Source organism: Pantoea sp. CTOTU49201, from assembly GCF_032054795.1.
GTDB lineage: Bacteria > Pseudomonadota > Gammaproteobacteria > Enterobacterales > Enterobacteriaceae > Pantoea > Pantoea symbiotica.
On the sequence record NZ_DAMBSA010000080.1, the window covers coordinates 1 to 14,083 of the forward strand.

The following is a 14,083-nucleotide window of genomic DNA, read 5'->3' on the forward strand; positions in this document are numbered from 1 at the left end:
CACCTGATGCCCAGCCAGCAACTCTTTATTAATGCGCTGCTGTTCATTCAGCGACTGCTCCAGCGCCTGCAACTTTTTCGTCTGCTCCACATTCGTGGTGGTGGCTGGACGCAGCGGCTTTTTCTTCGGCGGCGGCGCTTTCACCCACGGCTTCACTGCTTCGGTTTCATCGAACAGCGAATAAGGAATGGTGTGATCTGAGCTGTAACCGGTCAGCGCTGGCGCCGCCTGGCTGGCGGATGACCACAAGGTTGCAGCCACTGCCAGGCCGATCAGCGAGCGGGTAAATAACGGTTTCATGGCAGTGCTTCCTTGTACGGTTTGACATACTGCTGGGTAAATTTCTGCGCCAGCTGGCGCGCCTGCGCGGCTTTGCCGCTGCGCGTCGCGCTGGCGTACATGCGAAGTTTCATCTGTTCGGCGATCTGCGTCAGATGAGGATCCTGACTGTTTTGCACCGCGACGTTGTACCAGGCGTAAGCCTCAAGCGGCTGGGCTTTGACGCCTTCTCCAGCTTGATAAGCACCGGCCAGATTGAACTGAGCCAGTGCATTGCCCTGCTCGGCCGCTTTGCGATACCACTGCGCCGCGCGCACGGCATCTTTTTTCACGCCGTTACCGCGACTGTATGCCGCGCCGACATCATTTTGTGCCTGTGCATCGCCTTGCTGTGCAGCCTGTAACAGCCAGTTAAAGGCCTGCTGCTTATCCTGCACCAACGGATTACCGCTGCGATGGTAGCGTGCCAACTGCTGTGCGGCGGCGCTGTTGCCCTGCTCGGCGGCGCGTTGCAGCCACTGTTTGCCGTCGCCAGGTTGATGTTCGATAAGCAATTTGCCGAGTTGATACTGCGCCTGCGGCTCACCGCTTTCGGCGGCGGCTGTCAGCAGCGGTTGCGCCGCCTCACGTTGACCAGCCGACGCCAGCCAGCCGCCATACTGTTGCTGCGCCTGACGTTCACCGGCTTCGGCCTGCTGGCGCGTTGTCGCCATCTGCTGATTGAAGTCGCTGAGTAAACGCGGTTGAGCAAAGGATTCTGTGTCTACTGGCGGATGTGGCTGCGTGTGCTGAATACAACCGCTCAGCAGGGTGCAAACAGCTAATAAAGGGAAATAGGCTTTCATCGTCACATCACTCCCCATCCGCCTGAGCCAGCATGGCGCGGAACAGCTCGCTGTGAATTTGCTGACAACGCTTGGCCAGCTCAGCTTGATAAACGCTATCCAGCGTGGCCTGCATGTCGGCGGCGAGTTGTGGGCGCGTGAGCAAGTATTTGGCGCTACGATCCATCAAGCTATTGAGCGTATCGTGCTGGTGCTGAAAACGTATATCGTCGTATTGTGCGAGCGCAGAAACCTCAGATTGGCAACGAGTGAGGCTAAGTTGCTGGTTGGTGGGCTGAGCGGCCAGGCTGGTTTCCGCGTGATACGAGGCATTAGCATCAGGCAGCGACAAACAGCCCGTGAGCATTAATACACTCCCGATGGCTATACCCAACTTAAAACATCCTGAAAATTGCATAATAAATAGAATTCCAGTCGATAGGGGGCAAATTAAGCCTCTCACTTCAACCTGCTGGCGCATTTATTTTTTAGGCGAACATTATTGAGCTCGCCCTGTACGGCGCTCACGTTATCATTTATCAGCCAATACCTGCCGGACAATTAATTGAAATAATTTAGACATAATCAGCCCACTCCTGTGTGGCTACGCCACTGGAGTAAATCATTTACTTTCAATTGATAACGATACAGATTGTGTTTGAAGAGACGTAACATTCAGGTATTAGAGTACTCAGCGTCATAATTTAACGCTACGAGAGCACTCTCAAAAAAATATAGCCTCACGTCCACCTATGCGATGTGAATGATTATTTCCCCCGTTAACCCTTGTTCAAGGCGATAATTTAGCCTCATCTGGAATTTTCTGGTATCTGGCGTCAATTACAGAACAAAAAAGATGACATTGCCGATTAAGCGCGGTAATTTCCGGCCGCTGTCACCTTGACAGGTCGCGCGTAAAGTGACGGTTACGTCATACAGCAGACAAAAATACAGTACACTGATTCTCACCCCCTATTGATAAGCAAGAGTGTTTGTGGATGAAAACATTCCGTCGTAAAAACGTCTCTATCGCCCTGCTGGATGATCACTTCCTGGTGTTGCGCGGGCTCAGTGATGTACTGCGGGAAAATCCCGACTTCGATGTAGTGGGAACCTTTACCAGCAGCAAGGAGTTGCTGAACTGCATTAAAACCACCAAGGTCGATGTGGTGATTGCTGATTATGAGTTGGCGCCGGCCGATGTTGATGGCCTGAATCTGATTAAAACCTTGACGCGTTTACATCCAGACGTCGCGGTGCTGGTGGTTTCCGCCCATTACAATCCGGCTACGGTGGCGCTAGCACTGCGCGGTGGCGCCAAAGGCTTTATCGGGAAAAATCGGCCGTTTGAAGAGATTCAAAACGCCGCGCTGGAAGTGAGCCGCGGACGCACCTTTATCGAACCGCAGATGGCACAGGAACTGGCCAACCAACAGCGGCATGGCGAAGTGCTGATCAGCGGCAACTACAGCGAAGCCAATGTGCGCCAGGCGGTGAGTTTGTCGGCGCTGTCACCGAAGGAGCAGGAAGTGATTCGCTGTTTTCTCGCCGGGATGACGGTGACTGACATCGCAGAGAAGTTTAACCGCAGTTTGAAAACTATCAGCGGTCAGAAACAGAGCGCCATGCGCAAGCTGGGACTAAAGGCCGATCATGAACTGTTTATTATCAAGGACGAATTGCTGAAGTCACTTCACATCTAAGCGAATCCCACCACTGGCGGGCAAGCTCTTCACTTACGGTAGCACCTGCGCGCAGTTGGCTTTCGATGGTTCCCGCCAACTGCGCCAGGTTATTCATCTGAAAGATTTGTGCAGTGCCGCGCAGACGGTGCACATGGTGCTGCATAAGTCGCGTGTCCATTGCATCACAGGCGTGATTGAATCCGCTAACATCTTCCTCCAGCCACGCTTGCAATTCCTGCTGATCAGCTTTTTCCACGACCTTTTCACCTGTGCTGTTCGCTGCCGCCAGATGACACCAGCGACGTAAACAACCGGCCAGTGCGGTGAGGATAATCGGCTTACTGAGCACGGCATCAAAACCGCTGGCCTCGCACTGCTCAAGATGAGCATCGTCACTCATGGCAGAAATCGCTACCACCGGCGTGGCTTCGATGCCGCGCTCGCACTCAAGTTCGCGCAAAAGCCTGGCGATGTCGTAACCGCTGATGTCCGGTAAGTTGACGTCCAGCAGAATCACATCGTAGTAATTCTCCTCTTCTAACAGCGCCAGAGCTTGCTGGCCATTTTCCGCCAGCTCGACCTGACAACCGAGCGTGGCAAGCTGCGCCTGCAAAGTCCGCTGCGCGGCTGGATGATCTTCCACCAGTAAAATCATCGTGTCCGCAGTGAAACGCGGTAACGCAGGTTCAATCAGCGGGGATTTTTCTGCACACAGGCCTAACGGCACTTTCAGGGTAAAGGTGCTGCCCTCGCCCGGCAGGCTTTGACAGCTCAATGCTCCGCGCATCAGCGTGACCAACTGCTGAGAGATCCATAAACCTAAGCCGCTGCCGCCATAGCGGCGATCGGCTCCGTCATCGACTTGCGTCCAGGCATCAAACAAGGTTTTTTGCGCTTCGGGTGCAATGCCAATGCCGGTATCCGCCACAGCCAGCGCAATCATGCAGGTATTATCGGCAAAAAATTCTGCATCCAGCGCCAACGAAATGGCACCTTGATGAGTGAATTTAATCGCGTTGGAGAGCAGATTGTTGATGATTTGCCTCAGGCGATGGGGATCGCCCATCATCCACTGCTTCTTAAGCGGTTCATCAATGGTGATCACCAGATTCAGCCCTTTCTCCGCCAGCATTGGCCGGTAGCTATCGCAAATAGTATTGATCAGCTCACTGAGATCGAAGGGCTGGCTATCAATCACAATGCACTCTGCGGAGAGTTTGCTGTGGTCGAGAATATCGTTAAGCAGATCGAGCAAACTGCGCGCCGAAGAGGAGGCCAGCGCCAGATATTGCTCCTGCTGATGTGCATTCTCGGTGCGCTTCATTAGCTCCAGCGAGGCAATCATCGCATTCATCGGCGTGCGAATTTCATGGCTCATCATGGCGAGAAATTGCGTTTTGCGCTCCTCGCTGGCAGTGGCGCGACGGCGATGCATAATGGCGCGCTGCAGCAGCCAACCCAGCAACAACACTAAAAAGCAGAAGGTGAAGATTTCCCAATGATAAAGGGAAAAAATTACGCCCATCGATGGATAACCGAGGCGCATGTCACCTACCCAACGGCTAAACATCTCGTTGGCATCGGCGGCGGGTACGGCACTTAGTGCTTTATTGATGATGCTCAGCAGCTGCGGATCTGCGGCAGAAACGCCCATGGTTAAGCTGGCGGCTAATTCGGGTATCTGGCCGGCAATCGCCAGCTTGTGGGAATAGTAGCGCCACAGCAGCGGCCGCATCACCAGACTGGAACCGAGGCCCAAATCTGCGCGATCTTCATAAACCGCCTGAAATACCTCACGCATATGATCGACCGGTAACAGCAGGATGTCCGGGCAGTTTTCTCTCAGCCAGCTCTCATACAGCGTTCCGCTACGTACTGCGACACGTTTACCGCGCAGCTGATCGAGAGAATGGATGGTTGCGCCATTGTTATGCGTGATAACCGAAGCGCTGGTCGCCAGCCAGCGATCGCTGAACAGCCAGCCCTCTCGTTGATCCTCAGCCAGCAACTCAGGCGCAATGGCTGAAATTAACCCAGGCGGCTGCCCGCTCTGTTCTGCCAGTACAAATTGCAGGCCGGTGATTTCACTAACATGGTCGAGATAATCGCGACTCAGGCCAATATGTTGGTTTTCTTCCTGATAATCGAGCGGCCAACTGGCGATGAAGTGGTAAGGAACAACCGGATGCGCAGCGATCCAGCGCTGCTCATCCTCGGTGAAGGCGATCTGCGTAGCGAAAGTGGAATAAGAGAGTAGCAGGCCAGCCAGAAGCAACAGGCCTGATAGCAAAGCACGCATAACGTAATAACCTGACTAATAAGACGAACTGCTGCGCGCTAAAAGCGCTGATGCAGCAGGATTAGGCAGGCTATTTGATGAAAAAAGCGTCAAACACTCTACGAGAGCACTCTCAATTGCCTTATCTCAAGGCATAAGGTTGTTAATCAGCGTTTGCCAATCTCTGGTGGTTTGAACGGTTGGCGTGGGCTGTTGGCGCAGTTGCGTTTCAATGTCTTCTGCTTGCTGAGCCAGCTCTGGCAGCTGGTACATCTGTGCAACGCCGCGAATGCGATGTACAAAATGGATCATGTGCGGCACATCGCGCTGTTCACAGGCATGAACAAAGTTATCCCGATCTTGCTGCAGCCATACCTTCACTTCATCACTTAACAACGGCGTATCCGGTTCCTGAATTGCCTGATAGTGTCCGAGTTTTTCTGCCAGCTCGGCTAATCGAATCGGTTTAACTAACACATCATCCATGCCGCTGGTTAAACAGCGTTGCCGATGCTCAAGACTGCTGACGGCGGAGATCGCGATCAGCGGCGTGCGATCACCCTGTTGTGCGGTTTCAAACTCACGGATCTGTTGTGCCAGCCAATAGCCATCCTTGCCAGGTAAATTACAATCCAACAGCATGATATCGTAGTAATTTTCCTCCTCCAGCAGCTGTAAAGCCTGTTCGGCACTCTCAACCATTTCATAATGGCAATTAAGCTGTTTTAGCTGAGCAGCCAGCACTTGCTGATTGGCTGGATGATCTTCAACCACTAACACCGCGAGACCAACGGGAAGCGCTGCCACCGGTTGTTGCTCTTCATTACTGCCCGGCGAATGGCTCTTATTCAGCGGCAAAATACAGGTGAAGACGCTGCCTTTGCCCTCCTCACTGCTCAGGGTCAAATCTCCGCCCATACGTTTTGCCAGCGTGCGGCACAGATAAAGCCCCAGGCCGCTGCCGCTACGCACGCGCGCACCGCGACTTTCCGCCTGCTGCCAGGCCTGAAACATTCGCTGCTGATCGGCGGGTGCAATACCGATGCCGGTATCTTCCACAGCGAGGGTTAATGCATCTGGTAATCCTGGCTCGCTTTGCCAATCGGCTTTTAGGGTAATTGCCCCGCTATCGGTGAACTTAACCGCATTTGACAGCAAATTATTCACAATTTGGCGCAAGCGATGCGCATCTACATCCAGCCATAATGCTTCGATCACGGGCTGCAGTTCCAACACCAGTGACACGCCTTTACGCTCGGCTGAAGGCCGCTGGCTGTCACAGATTGCCGCCAGTAAGCTGCTGATTTCATAAGGCGCAATCTGCAACGGAATCTGCTGCTGACTGAGCTTGCTGTGATCCAGCACGTTATTGAGTAATTCGAGCAGATCCTGCGATGAAGAGAGCGCCAGCGCCTGATACTCCTGCTGCTTTTTCGCTGTCGCAGGCTGTTGCAGAAGTTCTAACGACGCAATGATGGCGTTCATTGGCGTGCGGATTTCATGGCTCATAATCGCCAGAAATTCGGACTTACTTTTTTCGCTTGCCTGGGCACGACGACGGGCTTTTATCGCGCTGCTCAATGCCAACAGCAGCAGCATCAGCAACGTGGCAAAGGCGATGAGCTGATAACGATAGTGCTCTACAATGACGCCAATTGACGGCGTGCCCAGATCGACAATGCCGACCCAGCGTTTGAAAATGTTTTGTGCATCGACGCCATTGATGGTGATAAAGGCGGCATTAATGATGTCGCGTAACTCGGGATAAGCGGGATCGATAGCCATATTGATGCCGCTGGCCATTTCGGGTACCTGACCCGTCACCGCTAAATCGCCTGCGTAGAAGCGCTGCAATATCGGCAGAATGATCAAGCCGGAGCCTATCACCGCATCAACCTGGCGTTCGTCAACGGCGCGCAGCGCTTCGCTAACGCTGGGGAAATCGACTAGCTGAATCGCTGGATAGTGCTTCCTGATCCAGGGTTCATACTCTGAGGATTGCGCAATCCCGAGCCGCTTGCCGTCTAATCGTTCAATGCCACGAATATCCACCGTCTCTTTTCGGCCCACTAACATGGGCATGGTTTGCATCCAGGATTGGCTAAACAGCCAGCGCTGTTTGTCCTGCGGGGAGATCAGCTCCGCACTGACAGCCGCGTTAAGCATCGGCGGGTTGAGGAGCGCCTCTTCAGGTGCAACGTAGGTGAAATGTAGTCCGGTGCGTTCGCTGATTTCATCAAGAATGGTGCGGCTTAGTCCCACCGGTTTACCGTTTTCGCGATAATCCTGCGGCCAACGATCGGCAACGGTGTAGGTGATGTTGGGGTGCGCCTGAATCCACGCCTGCAGCTGTGGAGACAGATCAATGCGCTGCGCCTGCGCCACACTCACCATTAACAGCAATATTAATAACAGCCTGTTCATCCACGCTTCCCCTGCCCATCATCACCAATTCGCAGTGTAGCCGCGTTGAACTCGCATGGAAATGCAGATAAAAAAAAGCCCCGCAACACAGGTTGCGGGGCTATTGCGTGGCTATCGCAAAACTTATTCAGCCGGTTTGGTGCGAATCAGATAATCAAAGGCGCTGAGTGAGGCTTTCGCGCCTTCACCGCTGGCGATGATGATCTGCTTGTACGGCACCGTGGTGCAGTCGCCTGCGGCGAATACGCCTTTCAGGCTGGTTTCGCACTTGGCATCAATGATGATTTCGCCCATCTTGTTGCGCTCTACCGCACCTTCAAGGAAGGTGGTGTTCGGCAGCAAACCAATCTGCACGAAGATGCCGCTCAGCGCGATTTCGTGGCTGGTCTGGTTATTACGGTCGATGTACGTCAGGCTGGTAACTTTGCTGCCGTCGCCTTTCACTTCGGTGGTTTGTGCGTTCAGAATCACGTCAACGTTTTTTAGGCTGCGCAGTTTGTCCTGCAGCACTTTGTCGGCGCGCATTTCGCTGGCAAATTCCAGCAGCGTCACATGCTCAACAATGCCGGCTAAATCAATAGCCGCTTCCACGCCTGAGTTACCGCCGCCGATCACTGCGGTGCGTTTACCTTTAAACAGCGGGCCGTCGCAGTGTGGGCAATAGGTTACGCCCTTGGTGCGATACTGCTCTTCGCCCGGAACGCCCATGTTGCGCCAGCGTGCGCCGGTAGCAATGATAATGCTGCGGGATTTCAGTACCGCGCCAGATGCGGTTTCAATCGCGTGCAGACCGCCCTCTTTCGCCGCCGGAATCAGCTTGATGGCGCTCTGGGTATCAATCACATCGACGTCGTAATCATCAACATGAGCACGCAGAGAACCGGCCAGCTTCGCGCCTTCGGTTTTCGGTACCGAGATGTAGTTTTCGATGTCTACGGTGTCCAGCACCTGACCACCGAAACGCTCGCCCATCAGGCCAGTACGGATGCCTTTACGTGCAGAGTAGATGGCCGCAGCCGCGCCAGCCGGGCCGCTACCAACGATCAGCACTTCGTAGGCATCACGTTTGTTCAGCTCTTCTGCCGCACGCTTCTCTGCGTTGGTGTCCACTTTACCGACGATTTCCGCCAGGCTCAGACGGCCCTGACCGAACTCTTTGCCGTTGAGGAACACCGCTGGCACGCCCATCACGTTGCGTTCGGTGATTTCGTTCTGGAACATACCGCCGTCAATCGCGGTATGGCTGATGCGCGGGTTCAGTACCGCCATCAGGTTCAGCGCCTGTACCACGTCAGGACAGTTGTGGCACGACAGTGAGTAATAAGTTTCGAAGTGGAAGTCGCCTTCCAAAGCCACAACCTGATCCAACAGGCTCTGCGCTTCTTTCGAAGGGTGTCCACCGGTTTGCAGCAAAGCTAAAACCAGTGAAGTAAATTCGTGGCCCATTGGCGAACCGGCAAAGCGCGGACCGCTCTGGCTGCCTGGGTTAGTGATCAGGAAAGAGGGTTTACGAACCGGACGATCGTTCTCTTCACGGAAGCTGACTTTGTCTGACAAGCCCGCGATATCGGCCAACAGAGAACGGATCTCTGCGGATTTGGCGCCATCATCCAATGTGGCAATCAACTCAACCGGTTTCGTTAGTTTCTCAAGGTAAGCCTTGAGTTGGGTTTTTAAATTGGTGTCGAGCATAGTGAGTTCCTGTCATGAAAATCGGGTGCCGTAGCACCCGATTGAGAAAGATCGAATGGCGTGGTGTTGACTTAGATTTTGCCAACCAGGTCCAGTGATGGAGCCAGAGTTGCTTCGCCTTCTTTCCATTTTGCCGGGCAAACTTCACCTGGGTGAGAAGCAACGTACTGTGCTGCTTTCACTTTACGGATCAGGTCAGATGCGTCACGGCCAATGCCTTCTGCAGTGATTTCGATCGCCTGGATGATGCCTTCCGGATCAACGATGAAAGTACCGCGATCTGCCAGACCTTCGTCTTCGCGCATGATTTCGAAGTTACGGGTCAGCGCGCCAGTTGGGTCGCCGATCATCGCGTATTTGATTTTCGCGATGGTGTCTGAAGAACCGTGCCAGGCTTTGTGGGTAAAGTGCGTGTCAGTAGAAACAGAGTAGATATCTACACCCAGTTTCTGGAACTCTTCGTGATGGTCTGCAACGTCACCCAGTTCGGTTGGGCATACGAAGGTGAAGTCAGCCGGGTAGAAGAAGAAAACACTCCATTTACCTTCAACGTCTTTCTCGGTGACTTCGATGAATTCGCCGTTTTTGAACGCTGCGTTTTTAAATGGTTTGATCTTGGTATTAATGATGGACATGGTGACCTCCGTTAAAAGATGTGATGCAGGCTACAGAATTTTCGGGCCAACTTCTAATATGCAGACGTTATCAATTAGATAACCAAAAGCTATCAAAGCGCCGACGCCAGCTTTCATGCGGCTCGCGCGGGCATTCTACACAAAAAGGCTGCGGTTCTGACAGGCTTTATCTTTTTGCGATGAAACTGCTACTTTTACGTTGGGTAATAGACATTAGGCGGTCGCCATGAATGGCGACCCTACGATTTAGCGGGTATGGGTTTCGTAGGGTGCGCATTTATGCGCACCTGGCAACGTAACAGATCACCCCCAAATGGAGCTTTTGCGTGCAAATCCGTTTTTTTGACGAAGCCGATCGCCCTTTTCTGCGCACGCTGTATCTTGCCGCACGACGCCATAACTGGACGTGGCTGGATGGCGATGATTGGCAGTTAGAAGATTTCGATGCAGTGATTTTGGGCGAAACCGTGCTGGTCGCCGAACTGGATGGGCATCGCGTGGGGTTTGCGGCGGTGCTGGATAATGACAACTTCCTGCATAGTCTGTACGTCGATCCAAATGCACAGGGACAAGGCGTAGGCAGCGCGTTACTGGAAAAAGTGCAGTCGCGATTTAGCTCGACTGGCGCATTGAAATGCCTGCAACAAAATCAGGTGGCGCTGGATTTCTATCTCAAACACGGCTGGCGGCGTGAAGCGGTTGGCGAGAGCGAGCAGGGAAAATATGTGCTGATGCATTTTCCGCTGGCAAAACGCGCCAGCGGAAATGGACGACGTTAAACGGCGCGGAAGGCGATATCGCCAGGGATGATTTCTCCCTGCCAATAGAGTTGTGCCGCCACACGCCCCGCCAACTGGCGATAGAGCGCAGTGAAATCACTCTCCGGACGGCGCACCACGGTAGGTTCACCATCATCCAGGTCTTCACGCAGCGTAATGTGCAGCGGCAGTTGAGCCAGCAAACGTGTGTTGTAATCCTCCACCAGCTTCTGCGCGCCGCCGGTGCCGAAAATCGGCTCGTGATGTCCGCATTGGCTGCAGATGTGCATGCTCATGTTCTCAACCACGCCCAACACTGGCACGCTGACCTTCTCGAACATCACCATGCCTTTACGTGCATCAATCAAGGCAATGTCCTGCGGCGTGGTAACCACTAACGCGCCAGTCACCGGCACGTTTTGCGCCAGCGTCAGCTGAATATCGCCGGTGCCTGGCGGCATATCGAGGATCAGATAATCCAGATCCGGCCACATGGTTTCGTTGAGCAGTTGCATCAGGGCTTTGCTGGCCATTGGGCCGCGCCACACCATGGCATTGTCGTCAGTGACCAGATAACCAATTGAATTGGTTGCCAGACCGTGCGCCATGATCGGTGCCATATGCGTGCCATCCGGCGAGGTTGGACGCTGGTTTTCGGTACCGAGCATGTTAGGAATCGACGGGCCGTAAATATCCGCATCGAGAATCCCCACGCGCGCCCCTTCGGCGATCAGCGCCAGCGCCATATTCACGGCGGTGCTGGATTTACCCACGCCACCTTTGCCTGAACTGACGGCGATGATGTTCTTCACACCGGTCGCACCCGGATGATTTTTCACCCGCTTAAGCGTGGCGATGTCATGACGCAGCCGCCAGTCAATGGCGCTGGCATCGGTCAGGCGCAGCAGCTCGGCGCTGGTTTGCGCTTTCAGCTCTTCAAAGGCGCTGGCCCACGCGAACGGCATCACCAGTTCGATATGCAGCTTGTCATCCAGCAGCGCGACGTGGCGCAGCGCTTTCAGCGTGGTCAGGTTGTGTTGCAGCGTCGGATGTTCAAAGTCACTTAGCACGCCGATAACCAATGCTCGCAGCGCTTCAGGTGAATGATGTTGCTGGGATTGTGAAGTCATCCCCTCTCCTTGTTTATTCTTCACGCCAGATTGCGGCGGTGTCTGTTCAATAGTATCAGATAGGCGCTAAAAGTGACGGGGAAGTGCAGCTGTGTTTACGCCAGAGGGTGCTTCGGTTACCATCTAGGACGCTTTTTTTCATCAATGGAACGCTACGCAATCATGACTAAAGTCACTAAAAAAATTCTGGTAACGTGCGCGCTGCCGTACGCAAACGGTTCAATCCATCTCGGTCACATGCTTGAACACATTCAGGCTGACATTTGGGTCCGTTACCAGCGAATGCGTGGCAACCAGGTTCACTTCATCTGTGCAGACGACGCCCACGGCACGCCAATTATGCTGAAAGCGCAGCAGCTGGGCATCGCGCCGGAGCAGATGATCGCGGAGATGAAGCAGGAGCACGAAACCGATTTCGCTGGCTTCGACATCAGCTATGACAACTATCACTCGACGCACGGCGACGAAAACCGTCAGCTGTCCGAGCTGATTTATGGTCGTCTGAAAGAGAACGGCTTCATCAAGAACCGCACCATTTCGCAGCTATACGATCCTGAGAAAGGCATGTTCCTGCCGGACCGTTTCGTGAAAGGCACCTGCCCGAAATGTAAGTCACCGGATCAGTATGGCGATAACTGCGAAGTATGTAGCGCGACCTATAGCCCAACCGAGCTGATCGACCCGAAATCTGTGGTTTCAGGCGCGACGCCGGTGCTGCGCGATTCAGAGCACTTCTTCTTTGATCTGCCTTCTTTCAGCGCGATGCTGCAGGCGTGGACGCGCTCTGGCGCGCTGCAAGAGCAAGTGGCGAACAAGATGCAGGAGTGGTTTGAGTCTGGCTTGCAGCAGTGGGATATCTCCCGCGATGCACCTTACTTCGGCTTTGAAATTCCTGGCGCGCCGGGCAAATACTTCTACGTCTGGCTGGATGCGCCAATCGGTTACATGGGTTCATTCAAAAACCTGTGCGACAAGCGCGGCGATCTCGATTTCGACGAATTCTGGAAGAAAGATTCCACGACCGAGCTGTATCACTTCATCGGTAAAGACATCGTTTATTTCCACAGCCTGTTCTGGCCGGCGATGCTGGAAGGCAGCAACTTCCGCAAGCCAACCAATTTGTTCGTACACGGCTATGTGACGGTGAACGGCGCGAAGATGTCCAAATCGCGCGGTACCTTTATTAAAGCCAGCACCTGGTTGCAGCATCTGGATGCCGACAGCCTGCGTTACTACTACGCGGCCAAGCTCTCTTCACGCATCGACGACATCGACCTGAATCTGGAAGATTTCGTGCAGCGCGTGAATGCGGACGTGGTGAACAAAGTGGTGAACCTGGCGTCACGTAATGCGGGCTTCCTGACCAAACGCTTTGGCGGCAAGCTGGCGAGTGAACTGGCCGATCCGGCGCTGTATCAGACTTTTGTTGATGCCTCTGAGAAGATTGGCGAAGCCTGGGCAAGCCGCGAATATAACCGCGCGATCCGTGAAATCATGGCGCTGGCCGATCTGGCGAACCGCTATGTCGATGAGCAGGCACCTTGGGTGGTGGCGAAGCAAGAAGGCCGCGATGCCGACCTGCAAGCGATCTGCTCAATGGGTATCAACCTGTTCCGCGTATTGATGACCTGGCTGAAGCCGGTGCTGCCATCGCTGACCGAACGCACCGAAGCCTTCCTGCAGAGCGAGCTGAGCTGGGATGCGATTGCCCAACCGCTGCTGGATCATGAAGTGGCACCGTTCAAAGCGCTGTATGGCCGTATCGAAATGACCAAAGTTGACGCGCTGGTTGAGGCTTCAAAAGAGGATGCGGCGGCAGCGAACAAGCCTGCAGCAACCGGTCCGCTGGCCGATGCGCCGATTGGTGACACCATCACCATTGATGATTTCGCCAAGGTCGATATGCGCGTGGCGCTGATCGAGAAAGCTGAGCTGGTTGACGGTTCCGATAAGCTGCTGCGTCTGGAGCTGGATTTGGGTGGCGAGAAGCGTCAGATTTTCTCTGGTATTCGCGCCGCGTATCCGGATCCATCCGTGCTGGTCGGCAAGATGACCATCATCGTCGCTAACCTCGCGCCACGTAAAATGCGTTTCGGTATTTCAGAAGGCATGGTGCTGTCAGCGGGTCCAGGCGGCAAAGACCTGTTTGTGCTGTCCGTCGATAGCGGTGCAGTACCGGGCATGCCGGTTAAGTAAACGAACAAGCCGCCTCAGGGCGGCTTTTTTGTACCTGTTGATCCTACAAAGGATTGGCGCGTTTTTCGTAGGGTTGCCATTTATGGCGACCAGCTCAGACAGTACTGTGATCGCTAGCACGCTAATGGCTTAATGCGTATGATAAAGCGCTACGAAAACAGGAGCCTGACATGCCTGCCGTT

The 14,083-nt window shown here is 54.0% G+C and carries 10 protein-coding genes and 1 pseudogene; 3 read left to right on the plus strand and 8 right to left on the minus strand.

Features of this window, described 5'->3' with window-relative positions; genetic code table 11:
• The 3 genes and pseudogenes from RTY00_RS08145 to RTY00_RS08155 form a co-directional block, all read right to left on the minus strand.
• Positions 1-300: pseudogene (locus tag RTY00_RS08145) on the minus strand (hypothetical protein); the annotation flags it as partial.
• Positions 297-1,124: a tetratricopeptide repeat protein gene (locus tag RTY00_RS08150; RefSeq protein ID WP_312664077.1), complete on the minus strand. Its 828-nt coding sequence runs from the start codon at positions 1,122-1,124 to the stop codon at positions 297-299. The pseudogene RTY00_RS08145 and the gene RTY00_RS08150, both read right to left, overlap by 4 nt.
• A gap of 7 nt (positions 1,125-1,131) precedes the next feature.
• Complete coding sequence (locus RTY00_RS08155) at positions 1,132-1,470, minus strand: hypothetical protein (protein ID WP_312664078.1); 339 nt, start codon at positions 1,468-1,470, stop codon at positions 1,132-1,134.
• A 631-nt stretch (positions 1,471-2,101) separates the two neighbouring features.
• Here RTY00_RS08155 and RTY00_RS08160 point away from each other — a divergent pair.
• Complete coding sequence (locus RTY00_RS08160; protein ID WP_312664079.1) at positions 2,102-2,806, plus strand: response regulator transcription factor; 705 nt, start codon at positions 2,102-2,104, stop codon at positions 2,804-2,806.
• Here RTY00_RS08160 and RTY00_RS08165 read toward each other — a convergent pair.
• The 4 genes from RTY00_RS08165 to ahpC all read right to left on the minus strand — a co-directional run bounded on the left by RTY00_RS08165 (position 2,772) and on the right by ahpC (position 9,817).
• Positions 2,772-5,087: an ATP-binding protein gene (locus tag RTY00_RS08165; protein ID WP_312664080.1), complete on the minus strand. Its 2,316-nt coding sequence runs from the start codon at positions 5,085-5,087 to the stop codon at positions 2,772-2,774. The genes RTY00_RS08160 and RTY00_RS08165 overlap by 35 nt on opposite strands.
• A gap of 126 nt (positions 5,088-5,213) precedes the next feature.
• On the minus strand, positions 5,214-7,490 hold the full coding sequence (locus tag RTY00_RS08170) for an ATP-binding protein (RefSeq protein ID WP_312664081.1): 2,277 nt from the start codon (positions 7,488-7,490) through the stop codon (positions 5,214-5,216).
• A gap of 123 nt (positions 7,491-7,613) precedes the next feature.
• Complete coding sequence (ahpF, locus tag RTY00_RS08175; protein WP_154155909.1) at positions 7,614-9,182, minus strand: alkyl hydroperoxide reductase subunit F; 1,569 nt, start codon at positions 9,180-9,182, stop codon at positions 7,614-7,616.
• Between the two features lie 71 nt (positions 9,183-9,253).
• Entirely contained in the window at positions 9,254-9,817 is a 564-nt protein-coding gene (ahpC, locus tag RTY00_RS08180; RefSeq protein WP_007889514.1) for an alkyl hydroperoxide reductase subunit C, read from the minus strand.
• A gap of 326 nt (positions 9,818-10,143) precedes the next feature.
• Here ahpC and RTY00_RS08185 point away from each other — a divergent pair, with 326 nt between their 5' ends.
• Entirely contained in the window at positions 10,144-10,596 is a 453-nt protein-coding gene (locus RTY00_RS08185; protein ID WP_312664082.1) for a GNAT family N-acetyltransferase, read from the plus strand.
• On the opposite strand, the gene apbC is transcribed toward RTY00_RS08185, so the two are convergent.
• Positions 10,593-11,705, minus strand: coding sequence for an iron-sulfur cluster carrier protein ApbC (apbC, locus tag RTY00_RS08190; RefSeq protein WP_179450103.1), 1,113 nt, complete (start codon positions 11,703-11,705; stop codon positions 10,593-10,595). The genes RTY00_RS08185 and apbC overlap by 4 nt on opposite strands.
• Positions 11,706-11,867: 162 nt before the next feature.
• On the opposite strand from apbC, the gene metG reads away from it, so the two are divergent.
• Positions 11,868-13,901, plus strand: a complete 2,034-nt coding sequence (metG, locus tag RTY00_RS08195) for a methionine--tRNA ligase (RefSeq protein ID WP_312664083.1) — start codon at positions 11,868-11,870, stop codon at positions 13,899-13,901.
• Positions 13,902-14,083: the final 182 nt, after the last annotated feature.